The sequence below is a fragment of the Methylobacterium aquaticum genome, assembly GCF_001043915.1.
In the GTDB taxonomy this organism is placed as follows: Bacteria; Pseudomonadota; Alphaproteobacteria; order Rhizobiales; family Beijerinckiaceae; genus Methylobacterium; species Methylobacterium aquaticum.
In genome coordinates this window covers 1-24,682 of the sequence record NZ_LABX01000150.1, presented here as the reverse complement: position 1 = coordinate 24,682, position 24,682 = coordinate 1, and the positions used below count along the sequence as shown (strand labels likewise).

The 24,682-nt window shown below is 70.5% G+C and carries 27 protein-coding genes; 20 read left to right on the top strand and 7 right to left on the bottom strand.

The genetic code is table 11. From position 1 onward, the window contains the following. Positions 1–46 precede the first annotated feature (46 nt). From VP06_RS19070 to VP06_RS19010, 13 genes are all read left to right on the top strand, one after another. Positions 47–838 carry a S1 family peptidase gene (locus VP06_RS19070; protein WP_053081914.1) on the top strand — a complete coding sequence of 264 codons (792 nt, stop codon included), beginning with the start codon at positions 47–49 and terminating at the stop codon, positions 836–838. Between the two features lie 123 nt (positions 839–961). Further along, positions 962–1,831 (top strand): S1 family peptidase, encoded by an 870-nt coding sequence (locus VP06_RS19065; protein WP_048465366.1) that lies wholly within the window; start codon positions 962–964, stop codon positions 1,829–1,831. A 63-nt stretch (positions 1,832–1,894) separates the two neighbouring features. Continuing rightward, positions 1,895–2,284: a DoxX family protein gene (locus VP06_RS19060; protein WP_048465365.1), complete on the top strand. Its 390-nt coding sequence runs from the start codon at positions 1,895–1,897 to the stop codon at positions 2,282–2,284. 107 nt (positions 2,285–2,391) lie between these two features. Then, on the top strand, positions 2,392–3,384 hold the full coding sequence (locus VP06_RS19055) for a sensor histidine kinase (RefSeq protein WP_048465364.1): 993 nt from the start codon (positions 2,392–2,394) through the stop codon (positions 3,382–3,384). A gap of 81 nt (positions 3,385–3,465) precedes the next feature. Then, positions 3,466–3,894, top strand: a complete 429-nt coding sequence (locus VP06_RS19050) for a SufE family protein (RefSeq protein WP_048465363.1) — start codon at positions 3,466–3,468, stop codon at positions 3,892–3,894. An 85-nt stretch (positions 3,895–3,979) separates the two neighbouring features. Continuing rightward, complete coding sequence (locus VP06_RS19045; protein ID WP_048465362.1) at positions 3,980–6,115, top strand: S9 family peptidase; 2,136 nt, start codon at positions 3,980–3,982, stop codon at positions 6,113–6,115. Between the two features lie 106 nt (positions 6,116–6,221). Continuing rightward, complete coding sequence (locus VP06_RS19040) at positions 6,222–6,899, top strand: DUF1045 domain-containing protein (RefSeq protein ID WP_048465361.1); 678 nt, start codon at positions 6,222–6,224, stop codon at positions 6,897–6,899. Between the two features lie 4 nt (positions 6,900–6,903). Next, positions 6,904–7,521 (top strand): LbetaH domain-containing protein, encoded by a 618-nt coding sequence (locus tag VP06_RS19035; RefSeq protein ID WP_048465360.1) that lies wholly within the window; start codon positions 6,904–6,906, stop codon positions 7,519–7,521. 75 nt (positions 7,522–7,596) lie between these two features. Continuing rightward, the gene (gene phnC, locus VP06_RS19030) at positions 7,597–8,418 is read left to right on the top strand and encodes a phosphonate ABC transporter ATP-binding protein (RefSeq protein ID WP_048465359.1); all 822 of its coding nucleotides are present in this window, start codon (positions 7,597–7,599) and stop codon (positions 8,416–8,418) included. Between the two features lie 45 nt (positions 8,419–8,463). Then, the gene (phnD, locus tag VP06_RS19025; RefSeq protein WP_048465358.1) at positions 8,464–9,393 is read left to right on the top strand and encodes a phosphonate ABC transporter substrate-binding protein; all 930 of its coding nucleotides are present in this window, start codon (positions 8,464–8,466) and stop codon (positions 9,391–9,393) included. Between the two features lie 153 nt (positions 9,394–9,546). Then, positions 9,547–10,431, top strand: a complete 885-nt coding sequence (gene phnE, locus VP06_RS19020) for a phosphonate ABC transporter, permease protein PhnE (RefSeq protein ID WP_048465357.1) — start codon at positions 9,547–9,549, stop codon at positions 10,429–10,431. Beyond that, positions 10,428–11,297, top strand: coding sequence for a phosphonate ABC transporter, permease protein PhnE (gene phnE / locus VP06_RS19015; protein WP_048465356.1), 870 nt, complete (start codon positions 10,428–10,430; stop codon positions 11,295–11,297). The genes phnE (VP06_RS19020) and phnE (VP06_RS19015) overlap by 4 nt, the downstream gene beginning before the upstream one ends. 202 nt (positions 11,298–11,499) lie before the next feature. Continuing rightward, the gene (locus tag VP06_RS19010; RefSeq protein ID WP_048465355.1) at positions 11,500–12,246 is read left to right on the top strand and encodes a YebC/PmpR family DNA-binding transcriptional regulator; all 747 of its coding nucleotides are present in this window, start codon (positions 11,500–11,502) and stop codon (positions 12,244–12,246) included. A 154-nt stretch (positions 12,247–12,400) separates the two neighbouring features. Here VP06_RS19010 and VP06_RS19005 read toward each other — a convergent pair whose 3' ends face one another. After that, positions 12,401–13,168: an SDR family oxidoreductase gene (locus VP06_RS19005; RefSeq protein WP_197093236.1), complete on the bottom strand. Its 768-nt coding sequence runs from the start codon at positions 13,166–13,168 to the stop codon at positions 12,401–12,403. A gap of 164 nt (positions 13,169–13,332) precedes the next feature. On the opposite strand from VP06_RS19005, the gene VP06_RS19000 reads away from it, so the two are divergent. Then, the gene (locus VP06_RS19000; protein ID WP_048465353.1) at positions 13,333–14,373 is read left to right on the top strand and encodes an L-idonate 5-dehydrogenase; all 1,041 of its coding nucleotides are present in this window, start codon (positions 13,333–13,335) and stop codon (positions 14,371–14,373) included. 47 nt (positions 14,374–14,420) lie between these two features. Continuing rightward, the gene (locus tag VP06_RS18995; RefSeq protein WP_048465368.1) at positions 14,421–15,422 is read left to right on the top strand and encodes a LacI family DNA-binding transcriptional regulator; all 1,002 of its coding nucleotides are present in this window, start codon (positions 14,421–14,423) and stop codon (positions 15,420–15,422) included. Positions 15,423–15,426: 4 nt separating this feature from the next. On the opposite strand, the gene VP06_RS18990 is transcribed toward VP06_RS18995, so the two are convergent. Beyond that, a complete protein-coding gene (locus VP06_RS18990) occupies positions 15,427–15,642 on the bottom strand; it encodes a hypothetical protein (RefSeq protein WP_048465352.1) in 216 nt (71 codons plus the stop codon). A gap of 196 nt (positions 15,643–15,838) precedes the next feature. After that, entirely contained in the window at positions 15,839–16,636 is a 798-nt protein-coding gene (locus VP06_RS18985) for a DUF3750 domain-containing protein (protein ID WP_053081917.1), read from the bottom strand. A 130-nt stretch (positions 16,637–16,766) separates the two neighbouring features. On the opposite strand from VP06_RS18985, the gene VP06_RS18980 reads away from it, so the two are divergent. From VP06_RS18980 to VP06_RS18970, 3 genes are read left to right on the top strand one after another with little or no spacing between them, the layout of a single operon-like run. Then, entirely contained in the window at positions 16,767–17,312 is a 546-nt protein-coding gene (locus VP06_RS18980) for a tellurite resistance TerB family protein (RefSeq protein ID WP_048465351.1), read from the top strand. 16 nt (positions 17,313–17,328) lie between these two features. After that, the gene (locus tag VP06_RS18975) at positions 17,329–18,186 is read left to right on the top strand and encodes a DUF1206 domain-containing protein (protein ID WP_048465350.1); all 858 of its coding nucleotides are present in this window, start codon (positions 17,329–17,331) and stop codon (positions 18,184–18,186) included. 20 nt (positions 18,187–18,206) lie between these two features. Next, the gene (locus tag VP06_RS18970; protein WP_048465349.1) at positions 18,207–18,677 is read left to right on the top strand and encodes a DUF3237 domain-containing protein; all 471 of its coding nucleotides are present in this window, start codon (positions 18,207–18,209) and stop codon (positions 18,675–18,677) included. Between the two features lie 493 nt (positions 18,678–19,170). On the opposite strand, the gene VP06_RS18965 is transcribed toward VP06_RS18970, so the two are convergent. Together VP06_RS18965 and VP06_RS18960 are read right to left on the bottom strand one after the other, a co-directional pair. Continuing rightward, complete coding sequence (locus VP06_RS18965; RefSeq protein WP_048465348.1) at positions 19,171–20,349, bottom strand: pyridoxal phosphate-dependent aminotransferase; 1,179 nt, start codon at positions 20,347–20,349, stop codon at positions 19,171–19,173. 94 nt (positions 20,350–20,443) lie between these two features. Next, a complete protein-coding gene (locus tag VP06_RS18960) occupies positions 20,444–20,656 on the bottom strand; it encodes a hypothetical protein (protein ID WP_048465347.1) in 213 nt (70 codons plus the stop codon). Positions 20,657–20,879: 223 nt separating this feature from the next. Between VP06_RS18960 and VP06_RS18955 the strand changes: the two genes are divergently transcribed. Continuing rightward, a complete protein-coding gene (locus tag VP06_RS18955; RefSeq protein WP_048465346.1) occupies positions 20,880–22,691 on the top strand; it encodes an IlvD/Edd family dehydratase in 1,812 nt (603 codons plus the stop codon). A 376-nt stretch (positions 22,692–23,067) separates the two neighbouring features. On the opposite strand, the gene VP06_RS18950 is transcribed toward VP06_RS18955, so the two are convergent. Together VP06_RS18950 and VP06_RS18945 are read right to left on the bottom strand one after the other, a co-directional pair. Beyond that, entirely contained in the window at positions 23,068–23,967 is a 900-nt protein-coding gene (locus VP06_RS18950; protein WP_048465345.1) for a polysaccharide deacetylase family protein, read from the bottom strand. 16 nt (positions 23,968–23,983) lie between these two features. Then, positions 23,984–24,379: a hypothetical protein gene (locus tag VP06_RS18945; RefSeq protein ID WP_048465344.1), complete on the bottom strand. Its 396-nt coding sequence runs from the start codon at positions 24,377–24,379 to the stop codon at positions 23,984–23,986. On the opposite strand from VP06_RS18945, the gene VP06_RS37660 reads away from it, so the two are divergent. Further along, on the top strand, positions 24,378–24,682 hold a 305-nt coding region (locus tag VP06_RS37660), incomplete at its 3' end, for a hypothetical protein (protein WP_210168125.1). The genes VP06_RS18945 and VP06_RS37660 overlap by 2 nt on opposite strands.

Genomic DNA, 24,682 nt, shown 5'->3' with positions numbered 1-24,682 from the left:
GGGCTGTCCGGCCCCACCGCCCCGAGCCCGCCGCCCCGAGAGCCACGTGACCCGCCGAGCCATCCCTCTCCTCGCCCTCGCCCTCGCCCTCGCCACCCCCGCCCACGCGGTCGTCGGCGGGACCGAGGCGCCCGACGCGGCGCTCGCGCGCTCCAGCGTGATGGTGCTGTCCTCCCGCGGCGGGGTCTGCACCGGCATCGTTCTCGCCCGCGACGTGGTGCTCACCGCCGCCCATTGCGCCGCCTCCGGGGCCGAGCACCGGGTGCATTTTCGCGATGAGACCGGGGAACCGGTGCTGCTCGGGATCGCCGCCCGGGCGGTGCATCCGGGCTACGATGCGGGGGCCATCGCCGGGCGGCGGCGCTCGATCGACCTCGCGCTGTTGCGCACCGACTCCGCCCTGCCGGCCCGCTTCGTCCCGGCCGCCCTGACCGGGGCGCCCGCCGCCGCCGGCACGCCCCTGACGCTCGGCGGCTACGGCGTCGCCCGCCCGGGCGACCACCGCAGCACCGGCACCTTCCGCACCGCGGCCCTGCCGGTGGTCGAGCCCTATGGCCCGAGCCGGATCCTGGTCTGGCTGAAAGGTCCGACCGCCTCCGGCGCCTGCGAGGGCGATTCGGGCGGTCCGATCATCGCCGCGGGAGGGACCGTCCTGGCGGTGACCACCTGGGCGAGCGGAACCGGCAAGGGATCGGGCAAGGAAGCGGGCAAGGAATCGGGCAAGGAAGCGGGGATATCGCCCTGCGGCGGCGTCTCGCAGGGCGTGCTGGTCGGGCCGCAGCGGGCCTGGATCGACCGCATGGTGACGGGGTGGGGCGCCGCTGCGCGCTGGGAATGAATCCATCTGCCAGCGTCCCGCTCACGGTTTCTTTCCCGTAACGATGCCGCATGGGTGCGGAACCGCACACTCGGCCCGAGACTTCACTTGTCGAGCGTGGCCGCACGCCTCTAGGGTAGCCTCATGCGCGTCTCTCCGTCCCGCCTCCGCTCCGCCTTGGCCGCCCTTGCGGTGGCCGCGCCCCTCGGTCTGTGGAGTGGCGCTGCCGGCGCCGTGGTCGGGGGCGAAGTGACCCGCGATCCCGACGGCCTGCGTGGCTCGGTCGTGCGGATCGAGAGTACCACCGGCGAGATGTGCTCCGGTTCCCTCATCGCCTCCGATCTGGTGCTGACGGCGGCCCATTGCGTGATGCGCAAGGCCGGCTACTGGATCGTGGTCGTCGACCGGAATTTCCGTCAGCGCCGCCTGCGGGCGATCGCCGCGGCGATGCATCCGGATTTCGTGCCCGGCACCACGCCCGAGACCCAGCCCGGCACCGATCTCGCCATCCTGAAGGTTGACGAGCGCCTCGGCCCCGATTTCCGCCCCCTCGACGCGCGCGCCGGTGGCGACATCGCGCAAGGCGACAACGTCGCGATCGCCGGCTACGGCGTGGTGGCGGAGAATCGCCGCGGCAGCGCGCGGGTGCTGCGCCAGGCCCGCCTCGTCTCGCTCGGCGAGTTGCAGGTCGCCAACACCGTCACGGTGGTGGCCGACCGCCACACCCTGGCCGAGACCGCCGGTGCCGGCGCCTGCCTTGGGGATTCCGGCGGGCCGATCCTGCGCGCCGGCCCGGGCGGCTACCAGCTCGTCGGCGTGGTGAGCTGGTCGAGCGGCGCCGCCCAGCAGGGCCGGGTCCGCACCGCCTGCGGCGGCTTCACCGCCGTGACGCCGATCGGCCAGCATGCCGGCTGGATCAATGCCCGCGCCGCCGAACTCGCCCGCGTCGAGCCCGGCGAGGCGGTGCCGGCCGGTTCCCGCCCCAACCGGGCGGACTGGACCGGGGGACGCTGACGGGAGCTTGACTGTTTCGCGGCCAGGTCTTCCAACGGGCTCCGTCAGACCCTGGAGTTCCCGATGAGCCAAGCCGTCGTCAGCCTCGCCCGCCTCCTCGTCGTCGTGCTGTTCTGCGTCTCCGGTGCCCAGAAGCTGATGAACCCGGCCGGCGTCGCGGCCGCGGTCTCGGGCAAGGGCCTGCCCTATCCGGAGGTGCTGGCCTGGCTCACCATCGCGGCCGAGCTGGGCCTCGGCCTCCTGATCGCGCTCGGCTTCTACGCCCGGGCGGCCTCGGTGCTGCTTGCGCTCTTCACCCTCGCAACCATCGTATTTTTCCACAATTTCTGGTCGATGACGGGGGATGCCGTCCGCACGAACCAGATCCAGGCGATGAAGAACCTCTCGATCATCGGCGGCCTCCTGATGATCGCCGCCGCCGGTCCGGGCCGCTTCGCCCTTAACCGTCGCTGACGATGAGGCTTTTTGACGGAAGGCCGGCGCCGGAACGGCGCCGCGCCCGGTACGTTGACCGGCCCTGAAGGAGCACGATCGGCGGCATCAGGAGCAGGCGAGGGGACATGGCCGCGGACACGACATTGCCGGACGCCGCCTTCCGCAGCTTCGCCGAGGGGGCCGGACTCATGATCTGGCGCGCCGACCCCCAGGCGCGCCTCGTCTACGTCAATCCGGCCTGGACGGCGTTTCGCGGCCGCGCGGCGCAGGACGAGCTCGGCCACGGCTGGAAGGACGGGCTGCACCCCGAGGACCGGGCCGGGCACGAGGCGGGCCTCGCCGCCGCCTATGCCGGGCGCCGGACGCACAATGCCGAGTACCGCCTGCGCCGCCACGACGGCGCCTTCCGGTGGGTCCACGGCCATGCCTACCCGCTGCACGAGGGCGAGACCTTCGCGGGCTTCGCCGGCTCCTGCTTCGACATCACCGAGCGCAAGCAGACCGAGGAGCACGCCGCCCGGGCGATGGCCGAGCAGGATGCGCTGCTGGCCGAGATCTATCACCGGGTGCGCAACAACCTCCAGGTCACGGTCAGCCTGATCGGACTCTACGGCCGCGCCGCGGCGGCGCCCTGCCGCCCGGCCTTCGATGCGCTCGGCCAGCGGGTGCGGGCGATCGCCCTGGTGCAGCAGCACCTGCACGAGGCGCCGCAGATCGCCAGCGTCGACCTCGCCGAGTATCTGACCCGCCTCGCCGAAGGTCTGGTCCAGCTGCGCCGGGCCGGGCGGATCGCCGTCACGGTCGAGGCCGGGCGCACGGCGCTCCTGGAGCCGCGCCGGGTCAACGCCCTCGGCATGATCCTGGCCGAGATCGTCGCCGAATGCCTCGACGGCACCGACGAGGGCGCCGGCTGCATCATCCGGGTCGAGGTGCCGGCGGGAGGGCCGGCCGAGCCGCTGCGGGTGCGGATCACCTCGGGCGGGATCGCCGGCACGCCGCCGGTCGGCGTGCCGCGGATCGGCCCCCGGCTGATCGCGGCTTACGCGGGCCAGGCCGAGATCGCGGTCTCGGGCACCGGCACCCTGGAGGCGCCATTGGAACTGACGCTGCCGGGGTGATGGGCGGGGTGACGTGGTGGCGGGCGCCGTCCCGCCTGCCTATATCCCGGATCCCGCAGTCCTCATCCCCGTTCAGGTCCCATGCTGCCGCCCATCGACGAGATCGTCTCCAACTTCGAGTTCCTGGACGAGTGGGACGACCGCCATCAGTACCTGATGGAACTCGGCCGCAAGCTGCCGCCCCTGCCGGACGAGGCCCACAGCGAGGCCAACCGGGTGCGCGGCTGCGTCAGCCAGGTCTGGCTTGAGACGCAGGTGGACCGCTCCGGCCCCGAGCCGCGGCTGCATTTCCGCGGCGACAGCGACGCCCACATCACCAAGGGGGTGGTGGCGGTGCTGATCGCCTTCTTCGACGGCCGCACCGCCTCGGAGGCGGCCCGGGCCGATGCCCTCGGGCTGTTCCAGAGGCTCGGCCTCTCCGAGCACCTGACGGCGCAGCGCTCGAACGGCGCCCGGGCGATGATGGACCGCATCCGGGCCGATGCCCAAGGTGTCGCGGCAGCGGCGTAAGCGGCGTCGTTCCTCTTTCCCCGCCCTTGCGGCGGCGCCCCCGGGACGGCACATCCGTGCCTGACGCCACCTCCCGGGGAGCCGCATGACCCTTCGCCTGAGCCCGCCCGCCGCCGCACCGACGGCGCCCGTCCGGCCCCTCACCGTCACGGTCCATGGCCGCGCGGTGACCGATCCCTATGCTTGGCTCAAGGCGGAGAACTGGAAGGACGTGCTGAAGGACCCGTCCGCCCTGCCGGCGGAGATCCGCACCCTTCTGGAAGCCGAGAACGCCTATGCCGAGGCGGCGCTCGCCGGCACCCAGGACTTGCGCACGAGGCTGGTCGCCGAGATGCGCGGGCGCATCCGCGAGGATGACGGCAGCGTGCCGGATCTCGACGGTCCTTTTGCCTATTACACCCGCTATCGCGAGGGCGGCCAGCACCCGCTGGTCTGCCGCCGCCCGGCGGCCCTGGTGCCTCCCGGCCTCGTCGGCGACCTCGCGGGCGAAGGTGAGGAGATCCTGATCGACGGCGACCAGGAAGGGAAGGGGCACGCCTTCTTCAGCCTGGAGGACGCCAGCCATTCCGACGACCACCGGCTGGTGGCCTGGAGCGCCGACACCAAGGGCTCCGAACTCTACACCATCCGGGTCCGCGACCTCGCGACGGGCAAGGACCTGGAGGACCAGGTTCTGGCCACCACCGGCGACGTGGTGTGGAGCGCCGACGGACGCGCCTTCTGGTACGTCGCGGTCGACGAGAACCACCGCCCGGCGACCGTGATGCTGCACCGCCTCGGCACGCCGCAGAGCGACGACGAGACGGTCTACGAGGAGAGCGATGCCGGCTTCTTCGTCGGCATCGGCGAGACCCAGTCCGGCGCCTACCTGGTGGTGACGGCGAACGACCACGAGACCTCGGAGGTCCATCTCGCCGAGCGCGCCACCCCCTTCGCCCCCTTGCGGGTCGTGGCGAAGCGGGAACACAAGCTGATCTACTCGGTCGAGCATCGCGGCGACGACTTGTTCGTGCTCACCAATGCCGACGGCGCCGAGGACTTCAAGATCGCGGTGGCGCCGGTTTCTGATCCGGGCCGGGCGAACTGGCGCGACCTGATTCCGCACCGTACCGGGGTGATGATCCGCTTCCAGCACGTGCTGGCCCGCCACCTCGTGCGGCTGGAACTGGAGAATGCCCGGCCGCGCCTGATCGTGCGCGACGCCGAGAGCGGCGCTGAGCACACCGTCGCCTTCGCCGAGGAGGCTTATTCCCTCGGCCTCTCGCCGGGCCACGCCTTCGATACCGACGTCATCCGCTTCACCTACTCGTCGATGACGACGCCGGCGGAGACCTACGACTACCACGCCACGACCCGCGACCGGACCTTGCGCAAGCGCCAGGACGTGCCGAGCGGCCACGATCCGGCGGTCTACGTCACCCGCCGCCTGTTCGCGACCGCGCCGGATGGGGAGCAGGTGCCGGTCTCGCTGCTGCACCGGCGCGACACCCCCCTCGACGGGACCGCGCCGCTCCTGCTCTACGGCTACGGCTCCTACGGCTCGCTGATGTCGGCGGCCTTCCGCACCAACCCGCTCTCGCTGGTCGATCGCGGCTTCGTCTATGCCATCGCGCATGTCCGCGGCGGCACCGAGAAGGGCTGGCGCTGGTACCTCGACGGCAAGCGCGAGAAGAAGCCCAACACCTTCTCGGATTTTGTCGCCTGCGCCCGCGCGCTGATCGAGGCGCGCTACACGGGCACGGGCCGCATCGTCGGCCATGGCGGCAGCGCCGGCGGCATGCTGATGGGGGCGGTGGCGAATCTGGCGCCGGAGCTGTTTGCCGGCATCGTCGCCGACGTGCCCTTCGTCGACGTGCTCAACACCATGCTGGACGGAGACTTGCCGCTGACCCCGCCGGAATGGCCCGAATGGGGCAACCCGGGCGCGGACGTGCAAGCGTTCGAGACCATCCTGTCCTATTCGCCCTACGACAACGTCGCGGCCAAGACCTATCCGGCGATCCTGGCGCTCGGCGGCCTCACCGATCCGCGGGTGACTTATTGGGAGCCGGCAAAATGGGTCGCGCGCCTGCGCGCCACCATGACGGGGGGCGGGCCGGTGCTGCTGCGCACCAACCTGGAGGCCGGCCATGGCGGCGCGGCCGGCCGCTTCGACCGGCTGGAGGAGGTGGCGCTGATCTACGCCTTCGCGCTCGCCGCGGTGGGCGCCGAGGCGGCGTGAGGACCGCTGGTCGCGGCGACGGGTGACGGCGGGGGAGCGGGTCGTCCGCGGCCGTCACGGTTCAGTCATGCGCGCGTGCTGAATCGGGCGGCTCAAGGAGACAAGCGTGACCGGCACGACGCGCTACGCCCTCTACTTCACGCCCAAGCCCGGCTCGGACCTCGCCCGCTTCGGCAATGCCGTCCTCGGCATCGACAACCACAGCGGCGCGGAGATCCCCCGCCCTGACGGCCTGGCCGACCTCGCCGGCGTCACCGGCTCTCCCCGGGTCTATGGCTTCCACGCCACCCTCAAGGCGCCGATGCGCCTGGCCGCCGGCGCCTCCGAGGCCGACCTGCTGGCGGCCGCTGCCAGCCTGGCGGCTGACCATCCGCCGGTGCCGGTCGGTCTCCTCGAGGTCGCGACGCTCGGCGCCTTCACGGCCCTGATCCCGCAAGTCCCGCCGCCGGAACTCGGCCTGTTCGCCGCCGAATGCGTCGCCGCCTTCGAGCCGTTCCGCGCGCCTCCGACCGAGGCCGAGATCGCGCGCCGCAACCCGGAGCGCCTGAGCCCCCGCGGCCGGGCGCTGCTGGCGCGGTGGGGCTACCCGCACGTGTTCGAGGAATTCCGCTTCCACATGACCTTGACCGACGCCCTGCCGGAGGAGACTCGCGCGTTCTGGCGCACGCGGCTGGCGGCGGCCTATGGCGAGGCCGAGCCCCTCACCCTCGACGCCCTGTCGGTCCTGCGCCAGGACGGCGCCGGCCCGTTCCGGGTGGTGCGGCGCGTGTCCTTCGGAGGCTGACGCAATGGCCGGACAACTGGGCCTGGAACCCGCCATCGACCCGACCGCCCGGGTCACGGAATGCCGCCTCGGCCGCTACACCGAGATCGGTCCCCGCACGCGGCTCACCGAGACGGTGCTCGATGACTATTCCTACATCGGCAACGACGGCGAGGTGATCTACACCACGATCGGCAAGTTCTGCTCGATCGCCGCGATGGTGCGGATCAACCCGGGCAACCACCCGATGGAGCGGGCCTCGCAGAGCCACTTCACCTATCGGGCCGCCTCCTACTGGCCCGATGAGGCGAACGAGCCGGACTTCTTCGCCTGGCGCCGGGCGAGCCCCGTCACCATCGGCCACGACGTCTGGATCGGCCATGGCGTCGTGATCCTGCCGGGGCGCCGCATCGGCACCGGGGCGGTGGTCGGCGCCGGCGCCATCGTCACCCGGGATGTCGCGCCCTACACCATCGTGGTCGGCAATCCGGCCCGTCCCGTGCGGCGCCGGTTCGACGAGGCGACCGCCGAGCGCCTGATGCAACTTGCGTGGTGGGACTGGGACCACGACCGGTTGCGCGTCGCGCTCCCGGACTTCCGCCAGCTTCCCATCACGGCGTTCCTTGATAAGTATGCCGGCTAATCAATGACGGGCTGTCATCGGGTTGTCGCTTAACCGGCGTTTACGTTTGCCCGAACGGCGAACGCGGGCGGACGGATGCTGGTTGTCGAGAATCTCACGCGTCAATACGGTGCCCGCCGGGCCGTGGACGGCGTCAACCTGTCCATCGAGCGCGGCAGCTTCGTCGGCGTGATCGGGCGCTCGGGCGCCGGCAAGTCGACGCTGCTGCGGATGATCAACCGCCTCGCCGATCCGACCGGCGGGCGCATCCTGTTCGACGGCACCGACGTGACGGCCCTGCGCGGCAGCGCCCTTCGCGCCTGGCGGGCCCGCTGCGCGATGATCTTCCAGCAGTTCAACCTCGTCGGCCGGCTCGACGTGATGACGAACGTGCTGATGGGCCGGCTCAACCACGTGCCGGCCCACCGCTCGCTGCTCAAGCTGTGGAGCCAGGACGACAGGGCCCTGGCCCTGGCCGCCCTCGAGAATTTCGACATGGGGGCGTTTGCCGCCAACCGGGCCGACCAGCTCTCCGGCGGCCAGCAGCAGCGCGTCGCCATCGCCCGCGCCCTGGTGCAGGAGCCGGAGATCATCCTGGCCGACGAGCCGGTCGCCTCCCTCGACCCGCGCAACACCCGCCTGGTGATGGACGCGCTCGCCGACGCCAACAAGCGCTACGGCATCACCGTCCTGTGCAACCTGCACTCCCTCGACCTCGCCCGCGCCTATTGCGACCGGCTGATCGGCCTCTCCGCCGGCCGGGTGGTGTTCGACGGCCGCGGCTTCGACCTCACCGAGGACGTCGCCCGCACCCTCTACGGCCTCGAGGCCGGCGAGGTGATGGACCGCGGCGAGCCGGAGCCGGAGCCGTTGGCCCCGCCGGTCCCGGTTCGCCACGCCGAGGCGCTGAGCGCCTGATTTCCTGAACGTTCCCCGTCTGACGTTCCAACAAGGACTCGACCGATGCTGAACCGTCGCACCCTCGTGGGCGCCGTTGCCGCGCTCGCGCTCGCCGCCGGCCCCGCCTTCGCGCAGGACTGGAAGGCGAAGTACCCCGAACTGACCCTCGGCGTGATCCCGGCCGAGAACGCCTCCGGCACCGTCGACCGCTGGACCCCGCTCACCGCCTACCTCACCAAGGAACTCGGCGTTCCGGTGAAGCTGCGGGTCGCCAACGACTACGCAGCGGTGATCGAGGGCCAGCGCGCCGGCAACATCCAGGTCGCCTTCTACGGCCCGGCCTCCTTCGCCCGCGCCGTCATCACCGGCGTGAAGATCGAGCCGGTGGTCAACCAGAAGCACGAGACCGGCGTCTCGGGCTACTACTCGGTGATCTACGTCAAGGCGGACAGCCCGTACAAGACGATCGAGGACCTGAAGGGCAAGAGCCTCGCCCTGGTCGACCCGAATTCGACCTCCGGCAACCAGGCCCCGCGCTTCTTCCTGCACAAGGCCGGGCACGACGTCGACAAGTTCTTCGGCAAGACCTTCTATGCCGGCAGCCACGAGAACGCCGTGCTGGCGCTCGCCCAGGGCACCGCGGACGCCGCCGCCAATTTCTGGAATTCCGACACCGACAGCAACCTGACCCGGATGCTGACCAAGGGCATGGTGAAGAACGCCGACGGCACGCCGATGAAGCAGTCGGACTTCCGCATCATCTTCAAGTCCGAGTTCCTGCCCGAGGGTCCCTTCGCGGTTCTCGCCAGCCTGCCGGACGACCTGAAGCAGAAGATCCGCCAGGCGTTCATCGACCTGCCGACCAAGGACAAGGCCGCCTTCGACAAGCTCTCGGACGGCAAGGACATCGGCCTGACCCCGGTGACGCTGAAGGACTACCAGCCGATCATCGAGATGCTCCGCCACAACGACGAGCAGCGCAAGCGGTCGTGAGGCGCGCGCCTTTCTCCCGTGAGAAGGGCCAAGGGTAACGACAGAGGCGCGGGTCCCCCCCTCTCCCGTGTGGGAGAGGGGGGGACCCGCGCTCCGTACTTCGCCGGACAGGTCCCAAAGTGAGGGCGTCCGGCACCGGAGACCGTAAACCCCGTGACCGTCCGCATCGAGACATTGCCGCCCGAGCGCGAGAAGACCCTGCTCGCCGCCTATTCCGGCGCCGTCGCGTCCGCGCGCCTGCGCACGCTCGCCGTCTTCGTCGTCATCGTGGTGCTCTATCTCCTGGCCGGTTGGATGGCCGAGGTGCGCCCGCTCACCTTCGTCGACAACATCCAGAACTTCACCGCCTATATCGCCCAGATCCTGCCGCCCTTGACCCTGGCGAACCTGCCGGCGGACGTCGCGGCCTGGTATTGGGGCCTGCCGAAATGGCTCTCGCTCCTCGCCGAGACAATCCTGATGGCCTATCTCGGGACGCTGTTCGGTGGCCTCGCGGCCTTCGGCCTGTGCTTCCTCGCCTCGGCCAACCTGGTGCGGTCGCAGGCGATCCGGTTCTGCGCCCGGCGCTTCCTGGAAGTGTGCCGCACGGTGCCCGAGGTGGTGTTCGCGCTGATCTTCGTCATCGCCTTCGGGCTCGGGCCGATGGTGGGCGTGCTGGCGCTCGCCATCCACACCACCGGCGCGCTCGGCAAACTCTTCTCCGAAGTGGTCGAGAACATCGACATGAAGCCGGTCGAGGGGCTCACCGGGACGGGAGCGGGCTTCGTCGAGACCGTGCGCTTCGCGGTGGTGCCGCAGGTGCTGTCCAACTTCGCCTCCTACGCGCTCCTGCGCTTCGAGATCAACGTGCGGGGCGCCGGCGTGATGGGCTTCGTCGGGGCCGGCGGCATCGGCCAGGAATTCCTGGTGGCGATCCGCAACTTCTACTACTCGGACGTGAGCGCGATCCTGCTCCTCATCATCCTCACGGTGGTGACGATCGATCTCGGCACCGAGCGCCTGCGCCACCACCTCCTCGGCCGGGAGGCCCACGCATGAGCCGCCGCCCACCCTCCTCCTTGCGTCAGGCGGCGCTCGCCGACCTCGACGGCCTGCGCCAGCGCCACCCGCAGGTCTTCCGGGCCTCGTGGCTCCGCCGCGCCGCCGTGATCGGCACCCTCGCGGCCGTGATCGGCCTCGCGGTCTTCGCGATGGTCCGGCTCGATTTCTCGCTGTTGCGCATCCTCAACGGGCTCCACCGCCTCGGGGAGTTCGCCGGCATGATGCTGCCGCCCTCCGCCGAAGGGCGCCTCGCGCTGTTCCTCTCGGCGCTCGGCGAGACCTTGGCGATCGCCTTCCTGGGCACCCTGACGGCGGCCTGCCTCGCCTTCCCGGTGGCGTTCCTGGCCGCCCGCAACGTGGTGCCGAACCCCTTCCTGCGCTTCGGCGTGCGCCGCGGCTTCGACGTGATCCGCTCCGTCGACGTGCTGATCTGGGCCCTGATCTGGATCAACGTCGTCGGCCTCGGGCCCTTCGCCGGGGCGCTCGCCATCGCCTGCTCGGATTTCGGCGCGCTCGGCAAGCTGTTCTCCGAGGCGATCGAGACCGCCGATCGCAAGGCGCAGGAGGGCGTGACCGCCTCGGGCGGTTCCCGGCTGCACCAGGTGCGGTTCGGCCTGGTGCCGGCGGTGCTGCCGGTGCTGGCGAGCCAGGTGCTCTACTTCTTCGAGTCGAACACCCGCTCGGCCACCATCATCGGCATCGTCGGGGCCGGCGGCATCGGCCAGTACCTGACCGAGCTGATCCGGGTGCTGGAGATGCAGCAGGTCGCCTTCCTGGTGCTGATGATCCTCGTCACCGTGGCGCTGATCGACCTCGTCTCGGGCCGCCTGCGCCGGGCGATCATCGGGCCCGCGGCCCACTGACCCGGGCCGCGTAGAGGACTGATTCCACCGCGTTTTCGCAGCCGCGAAGGGGCGAAAACCGCGCGCGGCGCGAGTGTCTTCCTCATTGTCTTCCCCCGGGGCGGGCGCCTATAAGCCGGCTGTCTCACACGCACCTCGCGGCGTCGAGAGCCCCGCCGGGCGCTCTCCGCGCGCAAGGGTCAACCAGCCGCCGGGGAGCAGCATGGCCGGGCATTCACAGTTCAAGAACATCATGCACCGCAAGGGCCGCGTCGATGCGGTCCGCTCGAAGGTTTTCTCCAAGCTCGCCCGAGAGATCACCGTGGCGGCCAAGCTCGGCACGCCGGACCCCTCGATGAACCCGCGCCTGCGCGCCGCCATCCTGGCGGCCCGGGCCGAGAACATGCCCAAGGACAACATCGAGCGCGCCATCAAGAAGGCGGTCGGCGGCGACGCGGAGAACTACGAGGAGATCCGCTACGAGGGCTACGGTCCCGGCGGCGCCGCCCTGATCGTCGAGGCGCAGACCGACAACCGCAACCGCACCGCCTCCGACGTGCGCTCGGCCTTCACCAAGTCCGGCGGCAGCCTCGCCGAGACCGGCGCCGTGTCGTTCATGTTCGACCGCGTCGGCCTCGTCGCCTTCGACGCCAAGGTGGCGGATGCCGACACGATGCTGGAAGCCGCCATCGAGGCCGGCGCCGACGACGTGAAGTCCGATGAGAGCGGCCACGAGGTCACCTGCGACCAGGGAGCGCTGGGCGAGGTCTCCAAGACCCTGGAGGCCCGCTTCGGCGAGCCCCGCCGCACCGCCCTGATCTGGCGTGCCCAGAACACCGTCGACGTCGATGACGAGACCGCCGAGAAGCTGATCCGCCTCGTCGAGACCATCGAGGACCAGGACGACGTGCAGAACGTCTTCGTGAACTTCGCGGTCTCGGATGCGATGCTGGCGAAGATGCAGGGATAATACCAACGGTCGTTGGAAACGACTTTTGGTGCCGTTCTTCAATTTTCGCCAAGCCTCTGGCTTGACATCGAAAATTCGAGATCGGTCAACGGCCCCGTCGATCTCGGGCCTGCCCGAGATCGAGTCGATGCGTCAGCATCTTGGGCCGATGGGATCATAACGTCGCCAGCACGCCGCCATCCACGTAGAGGATCTGCCCGTTGACGAAGTCCGACGCGGCCGAGGCGAGGAAGATCGCCGCGCCCTGGAGCTCCTCCACCCGGCCCCAGCGCCCGGCCGGGGTGCGGTTCTTCAGCCAGGCGTCGAAGTCGGGATTGTCGATCAGCGCCTGGTTCAGGGGCGTGGCGAAGTAGCCCGGGCCGATGCCGTTCACCTGAAGGCCGTGGCGGGCCCAGTCGGTGCACATGCCCTTGGTCAGATTCTTCACCGCGCCCTTCGAGGCGGTGTAGGGGGCGATCGAGTAGCGTGCCGCCTCGCTTTGAAGGCTGGCGATGTTGATGATCTTGCCGCGCTTGCGCCCGATCATGTGCCGGGCCACCGCCTGGCCGACATAGAACACGCTGTCGAGATTGACCCGCATCAGCTCGTGCCAGGTCTCGACAGAATAGTCTTCGAGCGGTGCGCGGCGCTGGATGCCCGCATTGTTGACGAGGATGTCGATCGGGCCGATCTCGGTCTCGATCCGGTCCACCCCGGCCTTCACGGCACTCGCGTCCGAGACGTCGAAGGCTGCCGCCTCGGCCGCGATCCCCTCGTTCCGCAACGCCGTCACGGCGCCGTCGAGCTTTCCCGCATCGCGCCCGTTCAGCACGATTGCGGCGCCGGCGCGGCCGAGGCCGAGCGCCAGCGACAGGCCGATGCCCTGGCTGGAGCCGGTCACCAGGGCGCGGCGGCCCGACAGATCGAACAAGGCGGTCGACACCGGCAAACTCCTCCCGAATGCGCCCCGGTTCGCAGCGGCTTGTCGAGGCCACTCCCACGGTTGCGCTTATGCCCAAAGGGAACCATGGTACCGATACCAACGCAAGCGGCATCTCGGCGCCGGCGACCCGGCCGCCAGGGAGCCCCCGGGAGGAGATTTTGGCCATGACGCTCGCCGCGCGCATCCACGCCGCCAAGGACCTGCGGATCGAGCCGATCACCTTGCGCGAACCCGAGGCGGACGAGGTCGTGGTGGCGCTCGGTGCCGGTGGCATCTGCGGCTCGGACCTGTCCTATTACGGCAAGGGCCGGGTCGGCGATTTCTCGCTCCGCGAGCCGATGGTGCTCGGCCACGAGGTCGCCGGCACGGTCACCCGGGTCGGCGCGGCGGTCGCCACCGTCAAGCCCGGCGATCGGGTCGCGGTCGATCCGAGCCGGCCGTGCCTCGCTTGCGACTATTGCCGCGCCGGCCGCTCGAACCTGTGCCGGACCATGCGCTTCTTCGGCTCGGCGGCGATCTATCCGCATGTCCAGGGCGGCTTCAGCGAACTCTTCCTCGCCCGCGCCGACCAATGCGTGGTGGTGCCGGATGCGATGCCGATGCGGGTCGCGGCCTGCGGCGAGCCGCTGGCGGTGGCGCTGCACGGGGTGCGGCGGGCGGGCGAGTTGCTCGGCCGCCACGTCCTCATCGCCGGGGCCGGGCCGATCGGCCTTCTGTGCCTGATGGCGGCGACGCTCGCCGGGGCGCGCCGGATCGTCTGCACCGATCTGTCCGATGCGCCGCTCGCCATCGCCCGGGAGATCGGCGCTGCCGAGACCATCAACGTGGCGTCCGAGCCCGAGCGGCTGGCCGCTTACGAGGCCGACAAGGGCACCTTCGACGTGGCGTTGGAGGCCACCGGCGCGCCCGTGGCCTTGGCCTCGCTGTTCCGGGTGGTGCGGCCGGGAGGCCGCGTGGTGCAGCTCGGCATGATGCCGCCGGGCGACGTGCCGGTGCCGGCCAATCTCCTGATGGCGCGCGAGATCGACTTCGTCGGCGCCTTCCGTTTCCACGAGGAGTACCGCACCGCCATCGCGCTCCTCGCCGCCGGCCGGATCGACGTCGCGCCGATTCTTTCCGCCGAGATGCCGATGTCCCGGGCCGACGAAGCCTTCGCCCTCGCCGCCGATCGGACCCGAGCGATCAAGGTCCACCTCGCCTTCTAGGCGCCGCCATGGCCGAGGGGCGGTCGCCCTTCCGCCGGCCGCCGACGATGCGCGACGTGTCGCGTCTCGCCGGCGTCTCGCCGATGACGGTGTCGCGCACCCTCGCCGATCCCGGTTTGGTCTCGCAGGAGACGCGGGCGCGGGTGCTGGCGGCGGTGGCGCAGCTCGGCTACGTGCCGGATCGCGGCGCGGGGGGATTGTCGTCGCGGCGCACGGGCTTCGTCGCCCTGATCGTCCCGACGCTGACCAACCCGAACTTCGCCGACACCGCCGCCGGCCTCACCCAGGCGATGCGTCCGCGCGGCTACCAGCCCCTGATCGGCGTCACCGGCTACTCGGTTTCCGAGGAGGAGGTGGTGGTGCGCGCGATGCTGTCGCGCCGCCCGGACGCGATCGTGGTCTCGGGCATGCAGCACTCCCCTGCGACCCGTGACCTCCTCGCCCGTGCCGGCGTGCCGGTGGTGGAGATCTGGGACCGGCCCAAGGCGCCGGTCGACCGGGCGGTGGGGTTTTCGAACTACGAGGTCGGTCGCCTCGCGGCGAGAACGCTGATCGGTCTCGGCGCCACCCGCATCGCCGGGCTCGGGCCGGAGCGGACGGGCGATGTCCGGGATTTTCGCGGCGAGGAGCGCCTGAGGGGCCTGCGCGACGGTCTTGGCCAAGCCGGGCTGCCGGACGATCGGATCCTGCACCACGGGAGGGCGGCGGGCGCCTTCGCGCACGGCGCCGAGGCGATGGCGGAATTGTTGCGCCGCGGCGGCGCCGAGGCGGTGTTCCTCGTCTCCGACATCTCGGCCTTCGGCGCCCTGATGGAATGCCGGCGCCGCGGCGTCCAGGTGCCGGAGGACGTCCAGATTCTCGGCTTCGGCGATATCGAGATCGGCCGACAATGCGTGCCGCGCCTCTCCACCATCGCGGTCGATGCCACCGAGATCGGGCACCGGACCGGTCGGTTGCTGCTCGGTCTCCTCGACGGCGAGGCCGACCTGCCGAACGCGATCGATCTGGGGTTCCGGCTCGTCCTGCGGGACAGCACCGCCCCGCGCTGATCCGTCAGGCCAGCCGTGGCTCGGACATCGACCGCTGCCGCAGCACCGGCGCGAGGGCGTTCCGGTCGTCCTCCGCCCGTGCCTCGCGCGCGGGGAGCGGCAGCTCGACCGGCGGAAACAGGTCCTGCAACCCGCGCGACACGCCGGTGAGGACGGGAGCAAAGGGTCCGCTGAGCGGGGAGGGGGCCGCATCGGCCTTGACGAATCGGGAACGTGACATGAGCGTGGCAAACCTCGGGGCCAGGATCAACGCGCCGTGCCAGGGTTTGGTTCACGAAGAGCCTGCGGCTGATCCTTGCGGCCGGAGGCTGATGCGGACGAGCAACAGGCAGGTCCCGACCCGGGACCCTCTGGCGCACCGCGATAAGGACCGCGATCCTGCCGACACCGATCCGCCGACGGCAGGACGCGCCCGCTCAGCTCCGGGCCGTCGGGGCGATCAGCGTCCCGGTGGCGCCGGCCGGATCCATGCCGATGCGGCCCCAGCCCGGCAGCTTCAGGGCCGGGCGGCGCAGATCGAGCCCTGCCACCGCTCCGAGGACGTTCACCTCGATCCCCTCGACCCAGCCGAGGGTGAGGCCGAGATAGCCGCGGGCCGAAAGCTGCAATCCGGTCCCGCTCGGGGTCCAGGCGACCAGGCGCTCCGAAAAGTCCTTGCCGAGGGCTGTCGGCGGAAGCGCCACGGCGAGTTCCGGCACGGCCCGCAGCACGTGGGCGACGAAAGTGTTGGAGTTCGGCCCGGGCCAGGCGCTGTAGCTGCCGGCCTGGGCGTAGGGATAGGCGGCGACCGCTGCGCGGATGCGCGGGATGGCGTCCGCCGCCGCCGCGCCATCGCGCGCCAGGACCACCTGCGGCGGGTTGCCGAACCAACGGGCATCGGCCGCGTAGGCGTCGGTCCGCACCGGCCGGCCCCAGCCGACCACGTCGTAGCGGGTGTAGCGCGCGGCGCCCGCCTCCTTCACGACGATCCAGGTGTGATGGGCGAAGATCCCCCGCCAGCGCCCGACCCGGGCGGCGTAGATTCGGAGCAATGCCTCCGGCGCCGCCGTCGCGGCGGGCAGGAGCCGGGCGCTCGACCAATCGGCGGTGGCCCAGTCGGGGGCGAGATCGTCGCGGCTCCACCACCACAGGGCGTGGGCGGCGAGCGGCAGCAGGAACAGGAGAACGAGCGCGAGCACGAGGGTGCGCGCCAACCAGGCCAAGGCGAGAAGCATGACCGGCAAGATGGCGCTGCGAGCGTGGCGGCGCAACCGTCGGGTCGATCCGCCGTCATGTCGCGAACCGGAGCCGCACGAGACCGTTGTCGGCAAAGCGACGAGCTGTGGACGGGTATGGGAGGGCGTGATGGCCGAGGTGAAACGGGTGCTGGACGCCCTGGTGCGCAGTCGCCGCGGCGGGCTCGCGGCCTCCGCCGCCCTCGGCGGGCTGGCGCTGATCGCCGGGCTCGCTCTGCGGGCGACGCAGCAGGAGACGCCGGCCGCCGCATCGTCGGCCCAATCGCCGACGAAGCCACCCGCGACGCCGTTCGAGGCGGGCACGCTCAGCGACGACGAAGCGACGCTCTGCCTGCGCATCATGGTGGCGGCCTCGGCCGCCGACGGGGTGATCGATGCCCGCGAGCGCGAGCGGCTCGACGCAGCGGTCGCTGAATCCGGCCTCGACCTCGCCGGCCGGCAATGGCTCGCCCGCGAGCTGGAGGACCCGGCGACGATCGACGAGATCGCCGACCGGGTGCAGGACCCCGAATCGGGTGCCCGGGTCTACGCCGCGGCCCGTCTCGCCATCGACCCCGACACGATGCAGGAGCGCACCTTCCTGCGGATGCTGGCCGAGGCCCTTGATCTCGACGAGGGGGCGGTCGCCCGGGTCGAATCCGGCCTCGCAGCCTGACCGGGGATACGCCGTCATGCGCCGAGGATCAGGGGAGCTTTCCGGCCGGCAAGCCCTCGAACTGCTCGCCCGCCTCGGCTACGGCGCCCGCGGGGTCACCTATTGCCTCGTCGGCGGCCTCGCGGTTCTGGCGGCGATCGGCGTCGGCGGCCAGACCGGGGGCAGCCGCAGCGCCCTTCTGATCCTGCTCGAGCGGCCCTTCGGCTGGATCCTGCTCGGCATCGTGGCCTTCGGGCTGGCCGCCTTCGCGCTGTGGCGGGTGGTCGAGGCGCTCACCGATGCCGACGGCTATGGCCGCTCGGCCAAGGGGTTGGCGACCCGGGCCGGCCACCTCGTCAGCGGCTTCACCTATGGCGGCCTCGGCGCCTCGATGATGCTGGCGGCGCTCGGGCGCGGCACCGCCCGCCGGGCCGAGGACCAGGGCGCGCAGGACTGGACCGCCTGGCTGTTGCAGCAGCCCTTCGGCCAATGGCTCGTCGGCGCGGTCGGGCTGATCGTCATCGGCGCCGGCCTCGCCTTCGCGTGGAAGGCGTGGAAGGGCGACGTGTGCAAGCGCCTCTCCGTGCCGCATGACGCCCGCGACTGGGTGCGCCATCTCGGCCGCTTCGGCTATGCCGCCCGGGCGCTCACCTTCGGGCTGATCGGCGGCTTCCTGATCGCGGCGGCGCTCGCCAGCCGGTCGAGCGAGGTCAAGGGCCTCGGCGGCGCGCTCCAGGCCCTGCGGGGCGAACCCTATGGCTGGGTGCTGCTCGGCCTCACCGCGGCGGGCCTTGCCGCCTTCGGGGTCTTCGGCCTCGTCCAGGCCCGCTACCGCCGCATCGACCCGCCGGACCTCGACGCAGCGCGCCGGGCGGTGGAGGATATTGCCCGATAAGACTCACCGGAGGAAACCCCGTGGATACGCCGCTGCCGCTCCGCACCGAGTTCCTGTTCCGCATCGCCCTCACGGTCGGCGCGCCGCACGCCATCGGCCCCTCCCGCGGCACCGAGCTGCGGGTCGTGCCGGTGACCGGCGGCACCGTCTCGGGCCCGCGCCTCACGGCCGAGGTGCTGCCCGGCCCGGCCGGCGACTGGCTGCGGGTCGAGCCCGACGGCACGACCCATCTCGACGTGCGCCTGACGCTCCGGGCCGCCGGTGGCGGCCTCGTCTACTGCCAGTATTCCGGCCTGCGCGCCGGCCCGCCGGAGGTGCTGGCCCGCCTCGGCCGCGGCGAGGCGGTGGCGCCGGAGGCGTACTACTTCCGCACGGCGTTGCGGTTCGAGACCGGGGCGGCGGATCTCGCCTGGCTCAACCGGATCGTCGCCGTGGGGGTCGGGCAGAGGCTGCCGGAGGGGCCGGTTTACGATGTCTATGGGGTGATGTGAGGGCCTGTTTGAGCGAATCAAGATAAACAAAACTGAAAGATATCCTGAGATATTCTATTTTTCACCTCATTCTGAGATGTTGGTGGATTGCAAATCTACTAAAGCGCTTCACGAGCGTGTTGCAATCGCGAAGCTTCTCTCGCTGTTTGATTTTGCCGCATTTTCTACGACGAGCCGGTATCCACTTCGTCGCAAAATGCTCAAGCCTCGAAGGAGGGCTCCAGGGATCGCGGTGGTCTCTGGAGCCCTCCTTCGAGGCTCAGCGATCGATGATCGCCAGATGTATCAGGATAAGGAAACAGGGTGGAATTCTCCGTCATTTGCAAGCATCTGACAAACTATTTTGCTCGATCGGCTCTTAGGATGAAGCAGTGGGATAGTAAAATCCCACATACCCCAATGTTTGTCAGAGCATCGCAATCAAACAGGCTCTGAGGAAAAACGATCGATGGGGCGATTATTTTTTTCGCCCCGATCGCAGGTGTCCGGCGCCTCAGCGCCGGTTCCCCTCCAGGAACGTCCCGATCCGCTCCAGCGCCCGCGCAATATTCTCCGCCGAGTTGGCGTAGGACAGGCGCAGATAGCCCTCGCCGTGCACGCCGAAATCCGGCCCGCCGATCGTCGCGACGCCGGCCTCCTCCAGGAGCGCCGAGGCGAGCGGCTTGGCCTTCCAGCCGGTCTCGGAGATGTTCGGGAAGGCGTAGAACGCGCCCTTGGGCGTGATGCAGGAGACGCCCGGCAGGCGGTTCAGCCCCTCGACCACCAGGAGGCGGCGGCGGTCGAACTCGGCCATCATGGCGGCGACGCAATCCTGCGGCCCGTCGAGGGCACTGATGCCGGCCCATTGCGTCGCGGCGTTGACGCAGGAGAACGAGTTGACCGCGAGCTTGCGGGCGGCGTCGTAGAGCGGCGCCGGCCAGACCGACCAGCCGAGGCGCCAGCCGGTCATCGCATAGGTCTTGGAGGCGCCGTCGAGGTAGATCAGCCGGTCGCGGATCTCCGGATAGGCGAGCAGCGTGTGGTGACGCTCGCCGTCATAGGTCATCGTGCCGTAGATCTCGTCCGACAGGATGGTCACGTCGGGATGCGCGGCGAGGCCGGCGACGAGCCTGTCGATCTCGGCCTTCGGGGTCACGCCGCCGGTCGGGTTGGCCGGCGAGTTCAGGATCAGCAGGCGGGTGCGCGGGGTGATGAGGCTCAACGTCTCCTCGGCCGAGAAGGCGAAGCCGTTCGCCTCGCGGATCGGCACCGGGACCGGCGTCGCGCCGGTGAACTCGATCATCGAGCGGTAGATCGGGAAGCCCGGATCCGGATACAGGATCTCGGCCCCTGGCTCGCCGAACATCAGGATCGCCATGAACATGGTGACCTTGCCGCCCGGCACGATCATCACGCTGTCGGGCGAGACCTGGACGCCGAGCCGCCGGTCGAGGTCGCGGGCCACCGCCTCGCGCAACGGCAGGATGCCGGTCGCCGGGGTGTAGCCGTGATGCCCGTCATGGAGCGCCTTCACCGCCGCCTCGACCACGTGCGGCGGGGTCGGCATGTCGGGCTGGCCGATGCCGAGATTGATCACGTCGCGGCCGGCCTGGGCGAGGGCGGTGGCGCGGGCGAGGACCGCGAAGGCGTTCTCCTCCCCGATGCGCGAGAAGGCGGGGACGATGACGGGCATGGCGGCCTCTCGTTTCCTCGAAGAGGGTCGAGGCGGGACCGTGCGGCCCCGCCTTGCGGTCCCGCGGCCTTCCGGTGCCGTCGGGACGGGTCCGTCAGCGCGAGCCGTTGCGCTCGGCGAGCCGGCTGACGCCGAACGAGATCGCGCCGCCGAGCACGATCAGGATGATGCCGGTCTTGATCGCCGCCCAGAGCAGCGAGCGCTCGATGCCCTCGTCGGTGAGCATGATGATCAGGCAGGCGAGGACCGGGATCGCCACCACGATGGAGATCGGCACGAGCGGGTTGGACGTCTTCTCTGGGCTCATCGGCGGCTCCCCCGAATGATCGAGCGGTATGGTTCAGCCGGCCTCATAGCACCGGTCCCCGGCGTTGCGACAGCGTCCCGAAGGATAAACTTTGGGCCGCACCGGGTCGCAGGCCGCCGGGCGTCGAGCATGCGCGCGGCGATGTTGCCTTCCTGCACCGGCCGGGTCCATAGGTTCCCCGGAACGGTTCTCGACAAGAACGAATCCGGGAAGGACGACCCCCATGGTCCAGACGCCGCGCCCCCGCATCGACGCCAGCCGCCTGCGTTCGCGCCTCTGGTTCGACAACCCGGACAATCCGGGCATGACCGCGCTCTACCTCGAGCGCTACCTCAATTTCGGCCTGACCGTGGGCGAGCTGCGCGGCGGCAAGCCGCTGATCGGCATCGCCCAGACCGGCTCGGACCTGTCGCCCTGCAACCGCCACCACCTCGAACTGGCCAAGCGGGTGCGCGAGGGCATCACGGCGGCGGGCGGCGTCGCCTTCGAGTTCCCGTGCCACCCGATCCAGGAGACCGGCAAGCGGCCGACCGCCTCCCTCGACCGCAACCTCGCCTACCTGTCCCTGGTCGAGGTGCTGTACGGCTATCCGCTCGATGGCGTCGTGCTGCTCACCGGCTGCGACAAGACCATGCCGGCCTGCCTGATGGCGGCGGCGACCGTGAACATCCCGACCATCTCGCTCAATGTCGGCCCGATGCTGAACGGCTGGAGCCGCGGCGAGCGCACCGGCTCGGGCACCGTGGTGTGGAAGGCCCGCGAGCGCCACGCCGCCGGCGACATCGACTACCAGCAATTCCTCGACATCGTGGCCTCCTCGGCGCCCTCGACCGGGCATTGCAACACGATGGGCACCGCCTCGACCATGAACGCGCTGGCCGAGGCGCTCGGCATGGCGCTGCCGGGCTCGGCGGCGATCCCCGCGCCCTACCGCGAGCGCGGGCAGGCGGCCTACGCCACCGGCCAGCGCATCGTCGAGATGGTGTGGGAGGACCTCAAGCCCTCCGACATCCTGACCCGCGAGGCGTTCGAGAACGCCATCGTCGCCAACACGGCCATCGGCGGCTCGACCAACGCGCCGATCCACATCAACGCCATCGCCAAGCTGATCGGCGTGCCGCTCTCCTGCGACGACTGGGAGCGTGTCGGCTACGACATCCCGCTCCTCGTCAACATGCAGCCCGCCGGCCAGTATCTCGGCGAGGAATATTATCGCGCCGGCGGCCTGCCGGCGGTGATGGCGGAGCTGCTCGAGGCGGGCAAGCTCCATGCCGGCGCTCTCACCTGCAACGGCAAGACCGTGGCGGAGAATTGCGAGGGCGCCAAGACCTGGGACCGCGACGTCATCAAGCCCTTTGGCGAGCCGATGCGCGAGCGCGCCGGGTTCCTCAACCTCAAGGGCTCGCTGTTTGATTCCGCGATCATGAAGACCAGCGTGATCAGCCGCGAATTCTACGACCGCTACCTCGCCAATCCGAACGATCCCTACGCCTTCGAGGGGCGTGTCGTGGTGTTCGACGGGCCGGAGGATTACCACCACCGCATCGACGATCCGGCGCTGGAGATCGACGCGCACACGATCCTGATCATGCGCGGCGCCGGGCCGATCGGCTATCCGGGCGCGGCGGAGGTCGTGAACATGCAGCCCCCGGGCGAGCTGATCCGCAAGGGCGTGCTGTCGCTGCCCTGCATCGGCGACGGGCGCCAGTCCGGCACCTCGGGCACGCCCTCGATCCTCAACGCCTCGCCGGAAGCGGCGGCCGGCGGCGGCCTCGCCCTGCTCCAGAACGGCGACCGGGTCCGGATCGACCTCAACACGCGCACCGCCGACATCCTGCTCCCCGAGGAGGAGATCCGGCGCCGCCGCGAGGACCTGAATGCCCGGGGCGGCTACCCCTACCCGGCGAGCCAGACCCCCTGGCAGGCGATCCAGCGCGCGATGGTCGACCAGCTCTCCGAGGGCATGATCCTCAAGGGCTCCGAGACCTTCCAGCGCATCGCGCAGACCCATGGCGTGCCGCGCGACAACCACTGAGACCGTCGCCGCCCCGGACCGGCGACGGTCCGGGGCAGGGCACATCGCGTGGCGGGATGCGATACCATCGGCCCACGATACTGACGCATCGGGCCGATCAACCATCTCAAATTTTCGGTGATACACCAAAGACTTAGCGAAAGGTGGAGAACGGAACCAACGGTCGTTGTCAACGACCGTTGGTATGAAGCCGGCAGGAACCGGCTCTCCATCCGCGCGCTCATCGCGAGACCCTGCTTGAGGGTCTCGACACTCTTTTCAACACCCGCCGGGTCAATCCGGGCTCCGCGATGCGGTCCCGGAATGGCTCGGTGGGTTTCATGCCTGGAGAGACCGATACCGTCTCGATCTGTGGGCTTCCTGCGCAAGCTGACGCTCAGCCCGGCACCATGCCCTCCGGCAGCGTCATCGCGTGAGCGGCGATATCCCCGGCTCGGGTGATCCACACCTCGTCCCGGGCTTGCGCGATGTGGGCCAGCGCCCGGCGCAGGGGCCGCAGGCGGTGCGGCTGGCCGACGAGGTAGGGATGGAGCGCGATGCCCATCACCAGCGGCGCCGCCTCGGACGCCGTCCGCATCTCCTCGAAGGTATCGACGATCATCTCGGCGAACTGCGCGCCCGAATCCTTGCGCCCGACGATCGACGGAATGTCGTTCAGCTCCTGCGGATAGGGTACCGAGAGGATGCGCCCGCCGTTGCGGGTTGCAAACCAGGTCGGCTGGTCGTCGTGGCACCAGTCGAGGAGGTAGCGGTAGCCGGCCTCCGCCAGCAGGTCCGGGGTGGTCCGGCTCTGCGAGATCCAGGGGCCGAGCCAGCCGGCCGGCGGCTTGCCCTCTTCCCGCGTCAGGATCGCGGTGGCCTCGGCGATCAGGGCCCGCTCGTCCTCCTCCGGCAGGGTGCCCTGGCGCTCGGCATTGGTGCGGCCATGCCCCACCACCTCGTCGCCGCGGGCGCGGAACACGTCCATCAGGCCCGGGCATTCGGCATAGATGCGGCTGTTGACCAGCACCGAGGCCGGCAGGGACACCTCGTCGAACAGGTCGGCGAGGCGAAACACCCCGACGCGGTTGCCCCAGTCGCGCCAGGCATAGTTCAGCACGTCCGGCGGCGGCCCGCCCGGCGCCAGCTCCGCCCCGAGCCCGCCGCCGAACGCGAAGCACTCGACGTTGAGGGCGACGTAGACCGCCAGCCGTTTAGCGCCAGGCCAGTCGTAGGCGGGACGGCGCGGCAGAGGGCTGTAGGCGTAGCGCCCATGCGGGCGGGTCTCGTCGCGCATCCGTGTCTCCGGGTGATCAGGGCTGTTTGGCGGGCGGCGGCGCCTCCGCCGGGGCGGCGGGCAGGAGGATGCCCGGGGCGACGGTGCCCTCGGGGCCGTATTCGCCCGCCACCGCCCGGCAGGCGGCGTCCCGGTTCTGCATCATCTGATTCGACATCAGCGCGAAGATCGTCTGCACCTTGGCGCCGAACGGGCCGCGGGGCGGGCGCACATCCTCGATCGACACCTGGTAGCGGGCCAGCAGGGCCTCGAACGGCCCGGTGCCGATCCGGTATCCGCACACGTTGGCGGCCGCGAACACGTAGGCGGCGGTCTCCAGCGCCCTGGGCGGCGGAGCGTTGCGGATGCCCTGCGCGGCGGCCTGGCCGCAGAGGAGCGCGCCGGCAAGGGCGAGGATCGGGGTCGGACGCATGGCGGGGATCCTCCGGACGGTGCCGCACGGTCTGGGGCCGGGCTTCGGCACGGTTCCGAACGTAGCGCGGTCGCGCGCGGTCGCCAGGGCGAGGGGCAGGACCATCGTCTGCTTAGAGCATTTTCCGACCAAGTGGACACCGGTTGGTCGCAGAAAATGCGGCAAAATCAAAGAGCTGGAGAAGCGTCGCGATTGCAGCGCAATCGTGCCGCTTCTCCAGCACCCTGGAGCCTGGATTTCGTTCCGCGCCGGTCCCCTCATCCTGACACGGAACGGCGATGGCGTGGCGACGAGGGGTGCGAT